The sequence below is a fragment of the Martinezella sp. CNPSo 3964 genome (assembly GCF_057784375.1).
Genome location: NZ_JBXSOW010000012.1, coordinates 57,311 through 73,526, shown reverse-complemented (window position 1 = coordinate 73,526; position 16,216 = coordinate 57,311). Strand labels below are relative to the sequence as shown.

19 protein-coding genes are annotated in these 16,216 nt (G+C 56.0%); 11 read left to right on the top strand and 8 right to left on the bottom strand.

Features of this window, described 5'->3' with window-relative positions:
* Positions 1 to 272 precede the first annotated feature (272 nt).
* Positions 273 to 1,238 carry a glycoside hydrolase family 16 protein gene (locus tag AC13Q5_RS28795; protein WP_488503994.1) on the bottom strand — a complete coding sequence of 322 codons (966 nt, stop codon included), beginning with the start codon at positions 1,236 to 1,238 and terminating at the stop codon, positions 273 to 275.
* A 27-nt stretch (positions 1,239 to 1,265) separates the two neighbouring features.
* Between AC13Q5_RS28795 and AC13Q5_RS28790 the strand changes: the two genes are divergently transcribed.
* The 4 genes from AC13Q5_RS28790 to AC13Q5_RS28775 all read left to right on the top strand — a co-directional run bounded on the left by AC13Q5_RS28790 (position 1,266) and on the right by AC13Q5_RS28775 (position 5,859).
* Entirely contained in the window at positions 1,266 to 2,690 is a 1,425-nt protein-coding gene (locus tag AC13Q5_RS28790; protein WP_075855001.1) for a hypothetical protein, read from the top strand.
* Entirely contained in the window at positions 2,687 to 3,907 is a 1,221-nt protein-coding gene (locus tag AC13Q5_RS28785) for a polysaccharide pyruvyl transferase family protein (protein ID WP_075855000.1), read from the top strand. Before AC13Q5_RS28790 ends, AC13Q5_RS28785 begins: the two co-directional genes overlap by 4 nt.
* A gap of 253 nt (positions 3,908 to 4,160) precedes the next feature.
* The gene (locus AC13Q5_RS28780) at positions 4,161 to 4,832 is read left to right on the top strand and encodes a Crp/Fnr family transcriptional regulator (protein ID WP_075855127.1); all 672 of its coding nucleotides are present in this window, start codon (positions 4,161 to 4,163) and stop codon (positions 4,830 to 4,832) included.
* Positions 4,833 to 5,091: 259 nt separating this feature from the next.
* The gene (locus tag AC13Q5_RS28775) at positions 5,092 to 5,859 is read left to right on the top strand and encodes a response regulator transcription factor (protein WP_075854999.1); all 768 of its coding nucleotides are present in this window, start codon (positions 5,092 to 5,094) and stop codon (positions 5,857 to 5,859) included.
* Between the two features lie 392 nt (positions 5,860 to 6,251).
* Here the strand turns inward: AC13Q5_RS28775 and AC13Q5_RS28770 are convergent, their stop codons facing one another.
* The 3 genes from AC13Q5_RS28770 to AC13Q5_RS28760 are packed head-to-tail and all read right to left on the bottom strand — an operon-like array spanning position 6,252 to position 7,562.
* Complete coding sequence (locus tag AC13Q5_RS28770) at positions 6,252 to 6,677, bottom strand: DUF6941 family protein (RefSeq protein WP_075854998.1); 426 nt, start codon at positions 6,675 to 6,677, stop codon at positions 6,252 to 6,254.
* Between the two features lie 5 nt (positions 6,678 to 6,682).
* Positions 6,683 to 7,093: a helix-turn-helix domain-containing protein gene (locus AC13Q5_RS28765; RefSeq protein WP_143525512.1), complete on the bottom strand. Its 411-nt coding sequence runs from the start codon at positions 7,091 to 7,093 to the stop codon at positions 6,683 to 6,685.
* Positions 7,077 to 7,562, bottom strand: a complete 486-nt coding sequence (locus AC13Q5_RS28760) for a hypothetical protein (protein WP_075854996.1) — start codon at positions 7,560 to 7,562, stop codon at positions 7,077 to 7,079. The genes AC13Q5_RS28765 and AC13Q5_RS28760 overlap by 17 nt, the downstream gene beginning before the upstream one ends.
* 326 nt (positions 7,563 to 7,888) lie before the next feature.
* Between AC13Q5_RS28760 and AC13Q5_RS28755 the strand changes: the two genes are divergently transcribed.
* The 5 genes from AC13Q5_RS28755 (at position 7,889) to AC13Q5_RS28735 (ending at position 11,313) form a co-directional block, all read left to right on the top strand.
* Positions 7,889 to 8,962, top strand: coding sequence for a hypothetical protein (locus AC13Q5_RS28755; protein WP_488503993.1), 1,074 nt, complete (start codon positions 7,889 to 7,891; stop codon positions 8,960 to 8,962).
* A 27-nt stretch (positions 8,963 to 8,989) separates the two neighbouring features.
* On the top strand, positions 8,990 to 9,418 hold the full coding sequence (csgH, locus tag AC13Q5_RS28750) for a curli-like amyloid fiber formation chaperone CsgH (protein WP_488503992.1): 429 nt from the start codon (positions 8,990 to 8,992) through the stop codon (positions 9,416 to 9,418).
* The gene (locus AC13Q5_RS28745) at positions 9,400 to 9,927 is read left to right on the top strand and encodes a hypothetical protein (RefSeq protein WP_457877837.1); all 528 of its coding nucleotides are present in this window, start codon (positions 9,400 to 9,402) and stop codon (positions 9,925 to 9,927) included. The genes csgH and AC13Q5_RS28745 overlap by 19 nt, the downstream gene beginning before the upstream one ends.
* A 40-nt stretch (positions 9,928 to 9,967) precedes the next feature.
* Complete coding sequence (locus AC13Q5_RS28740; protein ID WP_244557923.1) at positions 9,968 to 10,276, top strand: curli assembly protein CsgF; 309 nt, start codon at positions 9,968 to 9,970, stop codon at positions 10,274 to 10,276.
* 143 nt (positions 10,277 to 10,419) lie between these two features.
* Positions 10,420 to 11,313: a CsgG/HfaB family protein gene (locus AC13Q5_RS28735; protein WP_488503991.1), complete on the top strand. Its 894-nt coding sequence runs from the start codon at positions 10,420 to 10,422 to the stop codon at positions 11,311 to 11,313.
* A 17-nt stretch (positions 11,314 to 11,330) separates the two neighbouring features.
* On the opposite strand, the gene AC13Q5_RS28730 is transcribed toward AC13Q5_RS28735, so the two are convergent.
* Positions 11,331 to 11,621: a hypothetical protein gene (locus tag AC13Q5_RS28730; protein ID WP_457877841.1), complete on the bottom strand. Its 291-nt coding sequence runs from the start codon at positions 11,619 to 11,621 to the stop codon at positions 11,331 to 11,333.
* Between the two features lie 183 nt (positions 11,622 to 11,804).
* Positions 11,805 to 12,146: a hypothetical protein gene (locus AC13Q5_RS28725; protein WP_488503990.1), complete on the bottom strand. Its 342-nt coding sequence runs from the start codon at positions 12,144 to 12,146 to the stop codon at positions 11,805 to 11,807.
* Between the two features lie 283 nt (positions 12,147 to 12,429).
* Here AC13Q5_RS28725 and AC13Q5_RS28720 point away from each other — a divergent pair, with 283 nt between their 5' ends.
* A complete protein-coding gene (locus AC13Q5_RS28720) occupies positions 12,430 to 12,939 on the top strand; it encodes an invasion associated locus B family protein (RefSeq protein WP_488503989.1) in 510 nt (169 codons plus the stop codon).
* 220 nt (positions 12,940 to 13,159) lie between these two features.
* On the opposite strand, the gene AC13Q5_RS28715 is transcribed toward AC13Q5_RS28720, so the two are convergent.
* Positions 13,160 to 14,062, bottom strand: coding sequence for an alanine--tRNA ligase-related protein (locus AC13Q5_RS28715; protein WP_488503988.1), 903 nt, complete (start codon positions 14,060 to 14,062; stop codon positions 13,160 to 13,162).
* A 326-nt stretch (positions 14,063 to 14,388) separates the two neighbouring features.
* Here AC13Q5_RS28715 and AC13Q5_RS28710 point away from each other — a divergent pair, with 326 nt between their 5' ends.
* Complete coding sequence (locus tag AC13Q5_RS28710) at positions 14,389 to 15,009, top strand: hypothetical protein (protein WP_457877847.1); 621 nt, start codon at positions 14,389 to 14,391, stop codon at positions 15,007 to 15,009.
* Positions 15,010 to 15,194: 185 nt separating this feature from the next.
* On the opposite strand, the gene AC13Q5_RS28705 is transcribed toward AC13Q5_RS28710, so the two are convergent.
* Entirely contained in the window at positions 15,195 to 16,094 is a 900-nt protein-coding gene (locus AC13Q5_RS28705) for a DMT family transporter (RefSeq protein ID WP_488503987.1), read from the bottom strand.
* Positions 16,095 to 16,216 lie beyond the last annotated feature (122 nt).

Sequence of the window (16,216 nt, the reverse complement as noted above, 5' to 3'; positions counted from 1 at the left end):
CGATGGATGACGGCATGTTGCGAAATGCTTCATCGTCGACCGCAGAATTTCACGCTGGAGCAAAAGCACCAGCTGGTCATTGGGATGATTGTCCGCACCACCGAAAGTCGTAAGTCATAGGGGCGCGTAGCCATTTTGTCGGAGAGGTCCGCCATGGCGGTCATAACGCGGCCGAAAGCATTATGCGCAACACCGATCCTGCTGGTCGGTTGATGGTCACGTGGCAGCGTGCAGTTCGGGAAGAAATTGCCGGATGGCTGGATGATCAGGAGCTATCTGAACTGATAGGCTCTGACGTAATCAACGAACATGAAGGATGGGTCGGCCGCGGCCATCTTGGATATGCCGTCGACGATACCAAGGTCGATGAGCATATACATCGGCTGGCGATGTTCCGGCGGGATCTTGGTTTTCCAGACAAGATTGCCGTCGAAATACATGCGGATGAAATCGGAATCGATCTTCACGCCATAGGTGTGCAAATCAGCGGGGTTTGCAGTGGCGAACACATTGATGCGGGAAAAGGCAGAATCGTGCCGCCCGTCCCGATGCCAGACGTGTACCGTCGAAGAGTAGGCACCGGGCTTGTCACCATAATACTCGATGACGTCTATCTCTGAGGTAGCCTTTGAGCGATCCTTGCCGATAAGCCAGAAGGCTGGCCAGACACCCGGGTCATCCGGCAATCGTGCCCGCATCTCGAAGTAGCCATATTGCTGAGAAAAGCCATTTCCATGCTCATCGACCGAGGCGATCAAGCCGGAGCGCCATAGACCTTTGCCGTCGCGGGCAGCAGTAATGCGCAACATCCCATCCTGTATTGCGAAGGGGAAGTCGCCGCTCGGATCCGAGAAACGGGCACCACCAAAGTCGCCATTCCATGGTGTGTGGGAAATCCAGCGGGTACCAGGACCCCAGGCAGAGATGCTGAGATCGTTGAAAGCGTCCTCGAAGGTGAGTGTCATGCTGCTGACATCGAGCGTATCGCCGGTATCACCGGCGTGAGCAATTCCTATATCCATGATCGAAATGAGAGCAGCCGCAATGGATGCGTGAAGAAACACGCGGCGGTTGCTCATGCATCGAACATTAGATATCGGCGAGAACTGATCCATGCACATAAGCATGAACGGTACAATTTCTGCGGTATAGAACGTATTTCGGCCAGGGCGTCCACCAAAAGGCTTAGGCAAGGCGGAAATACAGTTGCATGGCGCCGTGATAGCTTGCGGCAACATTGAGGCAGAACAACCGGATTGCCAGACATGAATGCCATGGGGCTCGTGACGCTGATTGTAGGAGTTGTTGCGCTGACCGCGCCTGTGCGATGGTCGTTCATTATCATGGTCTTGTCGACGGTATTCGGCGCAGCGGCAGCCTTCAGCATACCCGGACTTGGCGGTGCATCGGTACTCGTGCCGAGCCTGTTTCTGATATTCTTCGCCGCACGGCTGTTTGCAGCCTATGGTGAGGGACCGTTCCTCGGCGCCCTGGTTCCGTGGCGCCCAGGTTTCTTCCTGCTGCTGCTGACGGCTTTTGGCATCTTTACGGCGATTTTCTTCCCGCGCATGTTCCAGGGGATGACGCAGACGATGATGGTTGAACGATCGATCGGCGCACGCAGCCTGATTGCGTTGGTGCCGCTGCGCTTTTCGTCCAACAATATCACTCAATCGGTCTATGCCGTGGGCGGCCTCATTTGTTTCATTACAACCTTTGCCTTCTTTCGGCGTCAGGGTACTCCTTCGGCCTTCATCAATGGCATGCTGGTCGTTGTCGGTGTCAACCTCGGCTTCGCGCTCGCTGATATAGTGACCCATTTCACCCATACAGACTTTCTGCTGAGTTTCGTGCGGACAGCCAATTACGCACTCCTGACCAATGCCGAAAAGGGCGGATTGAAACGCATTTCGGGAACTTTTCCAGAGGCTTCGGCCTTCGCCGATTTCACGCTCGTGCTCTTTGCCATCGTCACCAGTCTCTGGCTTGGAGGCATCCGTTCGAAGGTTACCGGCACTTTGGCGGGTCTGCTGCTGGTCGCGCTGATTCTATCGACGTCGGCGACCGCACTTGTCGGTCTCGCCGCAATCCTGCCGATCCTTAGCCTGCAGTCATTCCTGGCCTCCCGTCGCGAGCCTGGCGCGGGCCGGCCCGTTCTGATCGTGTCCATTCTGGCGAGCATGCCTCTCGTCATCTTCTTCGTTCTCATCGTCATGCCGGATCTCGCGCGTAATTTGCATGATTTTCTGGACGAGATGCTCTTTTCGAAGGCTGATAGCCAGTCGGGGCGCGAGCGTTTCATGTGGAATGCCATGGCTTACCAGGCGTTTCTGGACACCAGCGGCTTCGGTGCCGGCCTTGGGAGCGCTCGGGCATCGAGCTTCGGTCTGGTGCTGCTGTCCAATATCGGCGTCTTCGGCACGCTGCTCTTTGCAATATTTGTCGCTCGGCTTCTTATGGCCGACATGCGCGATCTGCATTCACCATCGCTGGAAACCGCCGCGGTTCTGCGCGCCGCCAAGGCCGGGATCATCACGGTTCTCGTTTCTGCGGCCACGTCCGGCACGGTGTATGATCTCGGGTTGATGTTCTACATCCTCGCAGGCAGCATTTCCGCGTTCAGTGTCGGAGCGCGGCAGATCCGGAGCGACTACAGTCCGCAGTTGGGTACCGTCGGAGAGCTGCGATGAGGATCGTCGTCTTCAACGTCAAATACAGCGAAAACCTCGGCGACGGGCTGCTTGCGGAATGCGTCGAATCCGGCCTGGCGAGCGGCAGGGATGAGATCGAAGTGGAGACGATCGACCTTGCCGGGCGACAGGCCTTCGCGACGGGCCATGGCGGCCGCAGGCGGCTCGTACTGGGATTGCTCCATCGATTGCCCGCAGGCGCCCGTCGACGGCTTGTTCGCGCAGTGCTGGAGCGCAGGTTGCGCGCGCTTCGCGGACAATGGGAAGAGAAGGTTGCGGTTGCCGATGCCGTCGTGATCGGCGGCGGGAACCTGTTTCAGGACGACGACCTCAATTTTCCGCTGAAGATCGGTGCGGTGCTTGATTGTGTCGTGCGGTACGATCGGCCGCTGGCGATCTATGCGGTTGGTGTCGGCGGCCATTGGTCGGAGCCCGCATACCGTCTCTTTGCCCGATTGAAGCAGGCGCGCCTTGTTCATCTTTCGGTGCGCGACGGCTTTGCGCAGGATACCTGGCGCGAGCACTTTCCAGATGGGCCTGCTGCGAAGATCGTACGTGATCCCGGACTGCTGATCCAGGCCTTGCCGGGGCATGGAGGCGCGCGCGCTCCATCCAAAGGCCCTTTGACCATAGGTCTATGCGTCACCGATCCCATCGTCCTGCATCGGCATGGTGCCGTTCATGCCGATGGTATTCCCTTTGCCGATATCGAGGCGTACAGGGATCTGACCGAGCTTCTCCTGGATGATGGCCATCATGTGGTCCTGTTCTGCAATGGGGCCAAAGAGGATCAAGCCTTTGCCGAGCGTATCCGCGCTTCGGTTGCCAAGCATCGCATGGTCACGTCCGGCACCCTTGATATTTCCAGGCGCCCGCGGCTTCCGATCGATCTCATCCAGACCATCCAGTCGCTCGATGTGGTGCTGGCGCACAGATTACACGCATGCATTGCCGCATATGCGCTCGGAATTCCGCATGTTGGCCTGGGCTGGGACAAGAAGGTCGAAGGTTTCTTCAATTCCGTCGGCCGCGAAACCTACTTCATAAAGGGTGCATCGCCGCCGCCCAAGCATGTCGCCCTGTTGCTGAAAGCAGCACAGCAGGAGGGGATAGAGGCGCGCCGCCATCACGATACGATTTCGGAAGCCCGCGCCGGAATCTCGAACATGCGGCGGCATCTGGTCGAGCTCGACCAATGCGCTATGTCGCGAATATAGCTGCACGCAGAACGATACAAGAGACTCTTAGTATAGAATTTGTGATACTGACGGAAATACTAAAAAATATACATAAAAACGGCAAAGTTTGTGCCGCTGTGGCGGTAAAAATTCGAGGAACAACAGATATCGATTTGCAATAAAGACATCGTGGATTTTCTATGGTATTAAATACTTGGAACTCACGAAAAATATATTTTCGAATGACCCACAGAGCATTCGAAATATGCTTTTCGTCCGAGGGGATGACGGCATGGCAGCGCAGCTTTCAATTGAGCATATTCGCAGCCTCGGTGGCGTAGCGCGGACCTTCGTTGCAGGTAGTGCGATCTGCGACTACGACAACGATACGCCGCGCCTTCTCTTTGTGCTTGATGGGTGGGCCTCGTGCAGCAAGATGCTGCCGAATGGCACGCGCTTCATGACGGAATTCGTGCTGCGCGGCGATATGATTTCGACATCCTTGACGGCGCTTTCACGCGAGACCGTGCGGGCGATCACCAATGTCACGGTGATGGTTTTCCCGGACTTCACCTCTCTGCCGAAGATCGAAGCACCAACGTTTTTCTATCGTATCGTCATTGCCGAGCTGGTACGGCACCAGGCGCGCATGTCGGAGAGGCTTGCCAATATAGGGCGCCGCGATGCTCTGGAGAAAACCGGCTACCTGCTGCTTGAACTCGGGGCACGCATCGGCACCTCGCGGGACTATGCAAACGCAGAATACTTCGATTGTCCTTTGACACAGGCGGACATTGGTGACGCGGTCGGCCTGTCGACCGTACACATCAACCGCGTCCTCAGGGACATGCGTGAAGCGGGGCTCCTGTCCTTCCGCAACGGTATTGTCGCCTTTCTCGATCGGCCGCGTCTAGCCGATCTCGTCGACTTCGACGAATCCTGCTTCGACACAACTATGGTTTGAACAATACTTTGTCTCCATTACTAATGGAGCAAGAAAGAATTATTTTATCCAATATTTAAATTCATTATTAACATATGTTAATGCGCGGAAAAACAAAATAAGTAATTACTACGATAACATAAACCTAAAAAAGAGGGGCGAGATATGGGAACTCAAGAAAAGTCTCGGCTTAAACAGAAGTTATTCTCTTTAAATCGAGTAAATACTCTAGTAGTTGCAAGAAATACAAAGGCCATTTTAAGAGTTGGGGGTAACGGCCATGATTGGACAATCGCTCACAAGTGAAAAATTCACGTCAGACACGGGCGCACGCATCATTTCAGTTCGGACATCCGACAGCTTGAGGCCATTCATCGCATCCGGCACGCCCGGCGTCGATGAATGGGAAGACTATATTCTTCTCATAGATTCTCGCGCTCTCGATCGCGAGTGCCTGTCGAAAAGCCTGACCGAATGCGACAGCGCCATGCATATCGTCACGGTGGGTTCGCTCGACGAATGGCAGATGCGCAATATGCAAGTATTACCATCCGCAGTTCTCTTCATGATCGGCGGCCGCAAAGTTTCCGACGCGGATGTGAGCGCCAAGATTTGCGCTCTGGTGGAGAGATTTCAGACGAGCCCGGTGATCGTGGGGGCTGATGGCGACGAGCTTGCACAGTTGCTGCATGCGCTGGAATGCGGCGCCCGCGGTTACATCCCGACCAGCGTCGGAATCAAGGTTGCCGCCGAAGCGGTGGCTCTTGCGCGCGCAGGCGGTGTCTTCGTGCCGGCAAGCAGCCTGTTGGCCGCCAAGGAGGCGATCGCACCGGTTGCCAGCCGCAACTGCTGCCTCGACAGCTTGTTCACTCCGCGCGAAGTCGTCGTTGCAGAGGCTCTGAGGCGGGGTAAGGCAAACAAGATTATCGCCTACGAGATGGATCTTTGCGAGAGCACGGTCAAAGTGCACATTCGCAATATCATGAAGAAGCTGAACGCGACGAACCGAACGGAAGTTGCCTACAAGATCCGGGAACTCGTTCGGTAATATCTTCCGGTCAGGGCCGTTGATCGTGGCAAGCAATGCCGGCAAGGACCGTGTCGCTTCAGCTCGAAGTTAGCGGTCCCGGCACCGGAGTATGCAAATGCCCCGCAGGGTTGGCCTATATAGAACGTCGGCCTTTGAAGTCGCGGTCGTTTGACGGAAAAGCGCCGGCGGCGACGTGCCGCCGAAGGATCACATAACAAGCTTGAGATTCCCGTGTGTTTGAGCTGCCGCGCCCTTTCCAAGGGGCGGGCCAATAGGCATGTCTGTCCGGAGTTTGAGCTTGCGGTCTTCGCACAACCAGCGGAGCTTCCACGCGCTGCGGCGACGGAAGCTCGAAAACCCAATCCAACAATGTCGATGCTGTTTGGCGGCCGAAGCTCGTGCAGGTTAGCTCAGTGCTGTACTATACGCAGCGAAGCGATCTCCGCGGGCTTGTCGTCGATGATGGCGCTGACGGTCAGGAGACCGGGCTGACGCAATCTCAACGGCGAAAAGACAAGGCTGGCGCCGACGACGACATTGATCGGAATATCGCTTGATTCCGCATCCTCGGTGATATCCCTCTGCTCGCTGAGCTGGGCGGCGTCCAACCGCTCTTCAAGAAGCGGTTGACGGTCCCCTGGCGCTATGCAGCGCAAAACGATCGATCGGTAGGGTTCCGTTGCCAAGGTGATCAGATTCACGTGCACACAGAATTTGGGCAGTGAAATGGGAAATTCCGGTAGCATCAGTACGCCGCTATAGACGCCGATGAAGCTGAGTTTTTCGCCGATTTCGGTGCGAACGTCGTCGCAGAAGATGCAATATCCGTAGCGCATGTGCTTCAATCATCCCGATCGTTGTTGCCGCGAGCGATTATCGTGCGGATGGCCCTCGAAGAACTCCAGGAAACAGCTCCGCCGGAACGAACGGGATGGATAGCTGCCCGCGTCTCCGGTTCGGAGAGGTAATTGCCTTCTGCTGGCGACCCCTTGGGATCGCACAGCTCAATGTGGATTTCTTTGTCGAGCGCCCAGGCGAGATCCGCAATCGAACGAAGCGGAAGCTCCGTCTGTCCGCAGAGATAACGGTTCAGGTCCTTTCGGCTGACACCGACCAATTCCGCAAGTCGCTGCTGAGTAAACCCTTTCTGTGACCGCCTTTCGAGGACGGCGGCAGCCAGATCACTGCGAACATTCGCGATGAAACGGCTGGCCGCCCGCGCCCGCGCCCCTATCTCAAACCGAAATGACATCTTCCGGATTTACTCCCTCTACGCACAACGCATCATCCACACCAAGCGTCCGGCGCAATCGACGCACCTCCAGCCGATAGCCGCGGTAAAGATCATGATCCTTCACATGATCGGCCCAGTCTCCAAAGACAGCGACAAAGCAGTCACGCATGGCGAACCAGCCGAATATGCGGAAATCGACGGTCTTTAATTCCCAAACTGCATTTCGTTCGACCCGGATTGCCCGGAACTGCCTGCAATGAATGAGCGGTTTCCCTGAAACGAATGTATAGAAAAGAAAATCCAGCTGCTCGACAGGCCTGAGGACCGCACCGAGCGACGATGGTTCGTCCTTGCTTACGCGTTCGCTCAACCAATTCACAAAGCTTGGCGTCGCGAAGAGCAGTCGCTTGGGTGACTGCTTTCGACCAAGCTGAATCTCAACTTTAACGATTGCTTCGGACGCCACGAGACTGTCAAACGTAGCCATAGCTGTCAATTAATCCATTATCATGTGGCAAGCCTTTCACCGAAGCTATCTATGGGTAGCATGAATTGCTGCACACTTGGATTGTATTTATCTAGCTTTCATATGGGTTAGAATGCCTAAGCAAAGAAGAGTATAGCTCATACGTCATAGCGATACACATCTAATCATTTACCCATTTCGAGGTAGGCGATTTATATTTCACATAATCCTGCGTTGCTGTCTTAGTCCGAACGGTTCTCTTGTTCGGCTCTCCATCCGCAGCCTATTAAAATGCTCGAGGGCTGCGAATGGTCGCTTGCCCCGTCATGGAGAACAGGGAGGATCACATGAGGACGATTGGAGCTCTCGCCATCTTGCTGGCAAGCACGTCTTTGACACTTGCCGGACCCCCGTCGCCGCCAGCCGAAAATGAATCGTTTATCGGCCAGGTGGGTGCGTTCAATGGTGCTTTCGTCAGTCAGAACACTGGTAACAATGACGCTCTGACATTCCAGAATGGCGTCGGCAATTTCGCCGTCACCAATCAGGACAAGGCCAAGTCCAACACATCAGCCATCCTGCAATTCGGTGACGGCAACGTCGCTTTCGCTGACCAGAAAGGCAAGACCAACGACCAGAGCACGTTTCAGGCCGGCGTCATGAATTTCGCCTCCACCCTGCAGCGGGACGGTGCGGATAATAACTCGACGATCGCCCAGTTCGGTTTTGGCAATTCCGCCTTCGCGGATCAGTCCAAGGGAGATAACTCTCAAGATACTTTACAAGTCGGCGGCCTGAACTTCGCCTCGACGACCCAGACCGACGGCAAGCATGGCGGAAACGACTCCAATACCATGCAGTTCGGCTGGGGTAACGGCGCCATCGTCGGCCAGGACGGCGGCGGCAACGACCAGACGACGCTGCAGGTCGGCGCCGGCAACTTTGCCGTCACTTCTCAATTTGGCGTCATCGGCTTCAACGGCAATGCCTCGACGACGACGCAGTTCGGTTGGGGCAACATATCCTTTGCCGATCAGGCTGGCGGCAACAACTCGCAAGACACGTTCCAGGCCGGCGGGCACAACTTCGCCCTGACCGGCCAATCGTCGTTCTTCGGATCGAACAAGGCGACCACGGCTCAGTTCGGTGTGGGCAATACCGCTCTGACATCCCAGATCGCCAATCCGCTCGGCTCCAACAATTCGATGATCGTGCAGGCCGGCTATCGCAATACCGCGATCGCTTCGCAATCGGGGCTGCAGACCGTGTTCCCCGTCAGCGGCTCGAACCTTCAGGGAACCATCCAGATCGGTTCGGGGAACTATGCCGTTACCTCTCAGACCAGCTCGAGCGGGCTGACGAACACGTCGGTTACAGCGCAGTTCGGCTATCGCAACACGGCCGTTACCGTCCAGCACTGAGTGAGCCTATGGAGGAGGCGAAAGCAAATGTCCGCCTCCTCCTCCTTTAACCGGATTGAGCCAGTCATCTATGCTGGTACCAATCGCAGGCGATCAGCGTTTTCTTTATTTCTGCATTCCTTTTTCTTTTCGATGCTGCTGCTTCCGCGCATCGCTCCCGCCTCGCAGACCGGGATCGAGTGCCTGGTAACGGCAGATAAAAGGGAACCGTTTCTTGTTGTACGGGCGATCGCAAGGTCAGATGTAGCAGTATCCGGGACATACAAGCTGGTTCTCATCAAGCACAATACAGAAGGAACGAGTCACAGCATTCAGCAAGGCAGCTTTGACTTGCAGCCAGGTTCGGACAATCTCCTTGCCACGACGATGATCGACGCCGGAGACGATGCCGAACTGATTGCAAAACTATTGATCGAAACCGATCGAGGTATGTCACAATGCGAATTACCGGAATGAAATGTCTGAAGAGTTCGAAGATCTTATCAAGTGCGATCATCGCATTGAGCACTTCATTCTACGTGATGACAGCAGAATGCAGAGCCGAAACGGCCTATGTCGCTCAAATTCCGGTTAATGTGACCACACCGGTAACATTCAACGATGTTACCACTCAGCCACTACCGGAGAGGCGCCATCCATCGGCAAATTACGCCGGGACGGGCGCTATAAATGTGCCGGAAGCGAATGTTGGGTCACGCGGCAATAATATAGCGCAGACACTGCAGATTGGTATGCGTAATAGTGTGTATCAGCTCCAAGGCGGGTCAGGTAATATATCAACTGCAGGAATCATAGGAAACTACGGAAATATAAACGTACTGCAAGCCGGAAATAACCTTAGATCGAATGTCGTATTGCTGAATGGGGCGGGCTTGAATGTCAGTGTTCTTCAGCCTGCAGGTTCCGCACCGGTCAATGTGCTGATCGCACGCTTGCCGGGTGGTGGATTGCTTATCAAGCGCTGAGTGGGCGCGGCCATGTTTTCGGGCAACGGAGAAGATGCCAATGATGATACGTAGGGCGATCGCTGCAATCGGTCTGATTGCAGCAATGACAATGTCGGCCTCCGCCGGGCAGTTGGTCTATCAGCCGACCAATCCGACCTTTGGGGGCAATCCGCTGAATGGCACGTTCCTGCTGTCGACGGCGCAAACGCAGGGCGATGGCGTCAAATCCGGCCAGCAGCAGACACCGGATCTATCCGGTCTCAACAATGCGCTGGGCAACCTTGGAAATGTCAATCAAGGCACGGGTTCAACTGGAACATCTCCAGTCATCGTGATCCAGAGCGGCCAGGTGCCGGCTAATCCTTGAGCCAAATTGATTGCGTCATCGTTCGGTGTTGTTGGGAGCGATTTATTCGAGCGGCCATGTCACATGTTGGTTTTCCTGTCGCAGCCATTCTATGCGGGTTGGGTCTTGGTGGCTGCGCCGCCGCGGGCAGCAGCCTCGACCCGATGAGTACTCCAGCAACGCTTATGCCTGCCACGAAGTCGGGTGTGGCATTGGAGAGTCTTCCGCCGCCCATACAAAAGCTTGATGTGGCAGTCTATTCGTTTCCTGACCTGACTGGGCAGAACAAACCCAATGAAAACTTTGCCGAATATTCCCGCGCTCTGACGCAAGGCGGCGCGCAGCTGTTGACTGACGTTCTGACCAAAGCCGGTAACGGCAACTGGTTCAATGTCGTCGAGCGCACGGACCTGCAATCGCTGCTGCAGGAACGGCAGATCATCCAGAATACACGGTCGGCGGTCTACGGCGCCAAGGCTGGCGGCATCCCGCCGCTCCGGTTCGCCGGCGTGCTGCTCGATGGCGGTATCATAGGTTATGATTCCAACGAAACGACGGGGGGTATCGGCGCCAACTATCTCGGGATTGGCGGAAACACGCAGTATCGCAAGGACATCGTGACCGTCTCCCTGCGGGCCGTCAGCGTCAGTACGGGGCGTGTGCTGGCCTCAGTCAGTACCACCAAGACGATCTACTCCGTCCAACTGCAGGGATCGGCGTTCCGCTTTGTTGGCGTCGACCAGTTGCTCCAGATAGAAGGCGGCATTACACGAAATGCACCCACGACCCTGGGCGTCCAGGAAGGCATTCAGCTTGCGGTCTATTCGCTGATCTTCGAAGGCGTGAGGAACGGGCTGTGGCAATTCAGGGATGCGGCCGCCGGCGCGGCCTTTATGCGATATCTGGACGAGCATCAAAGGGCCATGACGTATAAGCTCGATGCCAACGGCCGGCCGATCGGCCCGGCGGTCACCGTTCCCGCCGCCAGCGTGGCGCAACCGGCCGTCGAGGCGGCGTCCCAGCCCATCCCGATCAAAGACAAGCCGAAAAGCTCGTGATCAGTGTCGGCGCCGCATCATTTTTTCCGGCAGATTTCCGATTGTGCGTTGTCAGGTCCGCACGTTGCCGCTCCATTCTGGGTGCTTGCGCTCGGATTTGGTTTGGCCGTCGCCTTGGCGGCAGGTCCTTTTTCCAGAGCGCCGTTCTTCCTCACCGGAATACGTCCTTTCACCTGGGGAATTTGGGTCTCCGAAAATCCGGACCGCCGGATGATGGGCTGGCTGCTTGCTAGAACATCCGCTGCGCCAAGCGTGCCGGCAAGAAGCAAGATAATCGTAACAGCGATGATTTTATTGGGATGCATCATGACGATACTGCTCCTAAATCGCAATCTCGAGCCGATATCGAATTATCGGCTCCGAACATGTCGCTCTCGACGTTTCAACTGGCTGAAGGCCCCTCAATTTCATATTTGCTGCCGTTCTTATCGGCGATCTTGTGCTGGCCGCGCGCACGGGGCGATTCATCATTGTCTGCCGTCGAAACGCAGTCAGCGTGACACTGTGCCTGACCCAACCGTCGGCAAGTGGCCATCGGTCGGTGTGGGTGCGGCCCGCTCGGTGACGCCATTGCCCACATTCGGAAAAATGCTGCTTGCCAATCGGACTTTTGCTTGCGCTCGTGATGCCTGCCTTGGTTTGCGCGGCGTCGTCCGACGGTTGGCCGGCGGCTGAGGCGCGGGCATGACGGATGTCTCCGGCAGTTGTTCGACGAAGGCAGGATTTGTTTCCGCAGAGGGGGCTTGTTGCAGATAGCTTTCGTCGCATACGGCGCCATCGGTCAGCGCAAGCATGACGATCAGGGAGTAACCGGCAACGAGCTTTGATGTCATCTGAATCGATTCCCCTCGCGTGTCATTAAATATTAAATGACTATATCTTCCTATATTGAATAATGAATTGAAATTTCATTTATTTAAGTCAAACTTAAAGCAATCTATATTCGACATTATTATCATTTTATTGTAAAATTGCAACTTAAATCGGGAGGAGAGGATGAATTTATATTTGAGGCCGTCCGTGTGTTGTGTGGCTTTCCTGCTTTGGGGAGCAGGTGTTTCCTCGACGCTAGGGGCCGATAATGGCCCAGGGGTGCCGCAATCGGGGTCTCAAAATGTGACGCCGGATGCCGGCAAGAGCGATCCGTCCAATGCCATGGCGCCAGCTCCGGCCACACCCGCGCCGGCCGTTCCGCAGATTACCGAACAGAAGTTCGATGCATGGACACTGCAATGCTCGGCCGACAAAGCGATGAAGCCACGCTGCCAGATCGTCTATCGATTGACGTCACCGGATCAAAAGCAGGTATTCATGGTCATCAGCATGGCGCGTTCCGCGGACAATAAGGTTGGTATGCAGATGGCTCTTCCGCTCGGTTTTGCCATTCAGGGCGGTGTGAAGATTGGCTTTGGCAGCAAGTATTCGACAATGGCGAAGGTATCGCGCTGCACGACACAAGGATGTCTGGTGGAGGGGTTGTGTCCGCCCCAGATGCTGGCCGCCTTGATGAAGGAGAAGTCGGGAAAAGTCTCGATCCGCATGATGCAGGGAAATATGGCGGAGCTTCCGGTTTCTCTGAGTGGATTCGTCGCCGCCTTCCAGGCAATGCAGGCAGATAGCGGATGATGACTGAGGCGCTTCTGCCCTGCCGACGTCATGACTTCGCGGGCGGCAAAGGGAAATCTTTCGATATTGTTGCTAACAAGGGGTTGGCGATCTCCGGAAATTCAGGATCGCTCGTGACTTCCCATGATTTGGCAGGTTCCATGCTTCTCGCGTGTTCCTGCAAAGCGGCGGAGGAAGCCGCTCGCACGACCTCCTCCGCCACTTTCATCATCAGTCGAAGCTACTCTCCATTCACCGCTTGCAGGTCGGCAATATCGATACCGTGCGTGTCAAACCACCATTCTGGCGGCATGTCGGGATATTTGTCGCGAAGGCGCAAATATTTGGAGCGCAATCGTTCCTGACGTTCGACTTCCCGTTCGAAATAGGGATGGTCCACCGCTCCTCCCATCACATGGATGCGGCGAAGGAGCTTTCGCAAGACGTATCCTTGCTCCTTGTTTCCCGGTTCATAGCCGCTCTCCACGATCGTCGTGACTGTGTCGCGCAGCGTGCTGAGCGCATCGCCGGGCAAGGCGCCGTTCAAGATCATGTCCAGGCGTTCGGCGCCGAAACCGACGTCGATACAGGTCCCGAGTGGATTGACGATGTTGCCGATCTCGATGCCGTCCTTGTAGAACTCGGTGCAGTATCCGTTGATGCTGCCGTCGCTCCAGGTGCATTCGTCATCCGGGACGATGGGAATGCGGCCGCGATAGAGCGGCGTCCACTCTTCGAGGCGATCCGGATGGATCGTGACATGATCAGGCACCAGGCCAAGGGTCTCGAGAAACTCCAGCCAGAAATCGATGGCGTCACCGACAGCCATCTCCCTGAACGAGAAAAGTCCGAGCATTGTGAAGTGAAGGAAATGCGTTCCGTCCCCGATTTCGTCGAGATCGCCCATTCTCAGGCAGGCCTGAGCATTGGCAACGGTACCAATGTGGGAGGGGTCGGAGAAGAGGGGTTTGTACTGCTGCATTCCAGCGCTGCAGAAGAGCGTGGTATTATCGTGCGGCCTTACGGAGTCCATGCGTGTGAATTTGATGCCTCTGGAAAGGCAAAAGTCTTGGTATTGCTGGATCAGGCGTCCCGCGATGACATAGGCAACCTCCTTTGCTGTTCGTGTGCCTTTCCAAAACATAGCGACAGGATGCAGGATCTGCAATGCGAAGATCCGAGTTTCATATCGCAGGGCAGAAAAGGACCCGCTACCTCAAGTCGTGGATCTTCTTCCTTTTGCTACATGCCTGTCTTGTTTGTGCTGTAGAGCAGGTTCCAATGTACTGATGGTTATTTTCGGCGGGAGCGGCGAGATTGCTTCATCGATCGGTTTGGTGTACGGCCTTGCCCCATAATGATCGCAAGCGATCGCCGTGCTGCGGTCATTGCTCTCAGAGAATGCCAGCCTCTCATCAATACTGATTGTCCATCAACTGCGCTCCGTCGTCGAGCACACACTGAAACATCATGGTTAAACAGACAAAGCCCTTCATCATCGAAATCAAAACCTCCCGTCGAGCAAAAGCAAAACCAGTCGAATCGGCAAGATCGATCTGGGGGGAGCTTGCTGCTGACCTCAAGCAGACCCTGGCAATGGAGCAGGAAACGCAAGCAAGCCCGCCTGCACACGCGGATTGCGCTGAACGGCCGGCGCCTCAGCCCGCAGTGGCCGCGGATCATGATGAAGCAACGGCTCCACAGCCCGAATTTCAGTTCCTTGAAAAATGGATTGCAAAGAAGGCGGAAAGGCCCCGGGCGGGCGGGCAGAGCGTGGTTGAGACATTCCTCGCGCGAGTTGACCAGCAAAAGATCTTGCTTGCGGAATTTCAGTCGGATCCCGATGGGTTCAAGCGCTGGCGCTCGGCATGGTTTCGCAAGGTAGCCGGCGGTTTCGGCGTGAGCGTCAGCCACGACCTGATCGATGCCGGTGACGGTCTGCGATATGTCGTCGTCGATACGCTTGATGGCGTCTCTCAATTTCTCGACGACCTCCGTCACCACGCGCAAACCGACCTGGATTTTCAGCAGGCTCTGGAAGCAAACCGCAGGCAGCGTGCTGCTCGACTGGCGGGCGGCAAGGCAGTATGATGGTTTTTCGGGACAATCGTATGTCTCAGGTCAAAGACCCGGAGTGCGGCGCGCTCTGGTAAATTGGCTTCAGGCACTTGATGTCCTGATCTGCAGTGTCGTTGCTGTAAAGCGCGCTACGCGCTTTAGTGCGGCTGATTTGCGGTTCTCGAGAGAAACCGGGCCAGCCCTCTATCTGTCGCGTCTCAGTATTTCGCGTTCTTCCTGCGGGCAGCCTCCATGCGGCGCTCCCACAGGACGAGCAGGAAGCTTGAGGCGATGATAAGGAGGGCGCCGGCAAAAACATTTGTCGCGGGAACCTCGGCCCAGATCACATAGCCGTACACGAACGCCCAAACGAGGCCGCTATATTCGATGGGCGCCAGCGTCGAAGCGGGTGCGTATCGGAAACCTTCATAGAGTAGAAACTGCCCGATCGTAGAGATCACGCCGAGGGTCAGCATCAATGCCCAGCCGCTTGCATCGGGAGTCTTCCATGTCCACGGGAATGACAGGGCGCAGGCAATGCCGAATATCAGGCTCGTGGCATACATCTGGGTGAGCGTGGTCTCGCTTCGGCTGACAAGCCGGATCAGAATCGTGCTCCATGCCCAGCAGAATCCCGCGACGATGCACATGGCGGCGGGCAGGAGATTGGGCGAATGACTTGGATTTGCCGCGATCGTCACGCCGATGAAGCCGCCTATGCAGGCGATCCAGCGGCCTGCATGGACCTTCTCCTTGAGAACGAAGATCGACAGAACCACGACGATGATCGGCGCCGAAAAGTATAGTGTCGTCAGTTCCGCCAGACCCAGATAGCGGGCCGCGTTGTAAAACAGCAGCCAGGCAAGCAGCATCAGCCCGGCGCGCAGGACGACTGTGCCGCGATAGGGGCTTTTGAAAATTGACGGATGGCGCCGATAATGGACGAGCACTCCGGCGACCAGCACGATGACCAGGCTGCGCATGAAGAGGATCTCCGGCACTTCATAGCTGGCGACCAGCCACTTCACCATCGCGTCCTGAAGTGAAAAGCAGGCATATCCTGCGCAGGCGAGTGCGATCCCGGCAATGGGTCCCTTCTCACGGTTTCCGGAAATCATATGGCCTCGCAGGGTGTGTCGAATCGATATGGTCGCTTCCCGTTGCAGGAAGCGGTTCGCGGCGCAATGGCGCGAGCGATCTTCTGGCTAGGCGCTTTCCCTCGAGCTGACAAGGGAGCATG

Bases quoted from the DNA above. Each gene is read 5' to 3' on its own strand.
- AC13Q5_RS28795 (WP_488503994.1), bottom strand. From the start codon at position 1,238: ATGTTGCCGCAAGCTATCACGGCGCCATGCAACTGTATTTCCGCCTTG.
- AC13Q5_RS28790 (WP_075855001.1), top strand. From the start codon at position 1,266: ATGAATGCCATGGGGCTCGTGACGCTGATTGTAGGAGTTGTTGCGCTG.
- AC13Q5_RS28785 (WP_075855000.1), top strand. From the start codon at position 2,687: ATGAGGATCGTCGTCTTCAACGTCAAATACAGCGAAAACCTCGGCGAC.
- AC13Q5_RS28780 (WP_075855127.1), top strand. From the start codon at position 4,161: ATGGCAGCGCAGCTTTCAATTGAGCATATTCGCAGCCTCGGTGGCGTA.
- AC13Q5_RS28775 (WP_075854999.1), top strand. From the start codon at position 5,092: ATGATTGGACAATCGCTCACAAGTGAAAAATTCACGTCAGACACGGGC.
- AC13Q5_RS28770 (WP_075854998.1), bottom strand. From the start codon at position 6,677: ATGCGCTACGGATATTGCATCTTCTGCGACGACGTTCGCACCGAAATC.
- AC13Q5_RS28765 (WP_143525512.1), bottom strand. From the start codon at position 7,093: ATGTCATTTCGGTTTGAGATAGGGGCGCGGGCGCGGGCGGCCAGCCGT.
- AC13Q5_RS28760 (WP_075854996.1), bottom strand. From the start codon at position 7,562: ATGGCTACGTTTGACAGTCTCGTGGCGTCCGAAGCAATCGTTAAAGTT.
- AC13Q5_RS28755 (WP_488503993.1), top strand. From the start codon at position 7,889: ATGAGGACGATTGGAGCTCTCGCCATCTTGCTGGCAAGCACGTCTTTG.
- csgH (WP_488503992.1), top strand. From the start codon at position 8,990: ATGTCCGCCTCCTCCTCCTTTAACCGGATTGAGCCAGTCATCTATGCT.
- AC13Q5_RS28745 (WP_457877837.1), top strand. From the start codon at position 9,400: ATGCGAATTACCGGAATGAAATGTCTGAAGAGTTCGAAGATCTTATCA.
- AC13Q5_RS28740 (WP_244557923.1), top strand. From the start codon at position 9,968: ATGATGATACGTAGGGCGATCGCTGCAATCGGTCTGATTGCAGCAATG.
- AC13Q5_RS28735 (WP_488503991.1), top strand. From the start codon at position 10,420: ATGAGTACTCCAGCAACGCTTATGCCTGCCACGAAGTCGGGTGTGGCA.
- AC13Q5_RS28730 (WP_457877841.1), bottom strand. From the start codon at position 11,621: ATGATGCATCCCAATAAAATCATCGCTGTTACGATTATCTTGCTTCTT.
- AC13Q5_RS28725 (WP_488503990.1), bottom strand. From the start codon at position 12,146: ATGACATCAAAGCTCGTTGCCGGTTACTCCCTGATCGTCATGCTTGCG.
- AC13Q5_RS28715 (WP_488503988.1), bottom strand. From the start codon at position 14,062: ATGTTTTGGAAAGGCACACGAACAGCAAAGGAGGTTGCCTATGTCATC.
- AC13Q5_RS28710 (WP_457877847.1), top strand. From the start codon at position 14,389: ATGGTTAAACAGACAAAGCCCTTCATCATCGAAATCAAAACCTCCCGT.
- AC13Q5_RS28705 (WP_488503987.1), bottom strand. From the start codon at position 16,094: ATGATTTCCGGAAACCGTGAGAAGGGACCCATTGCCGGGATCGCACTC.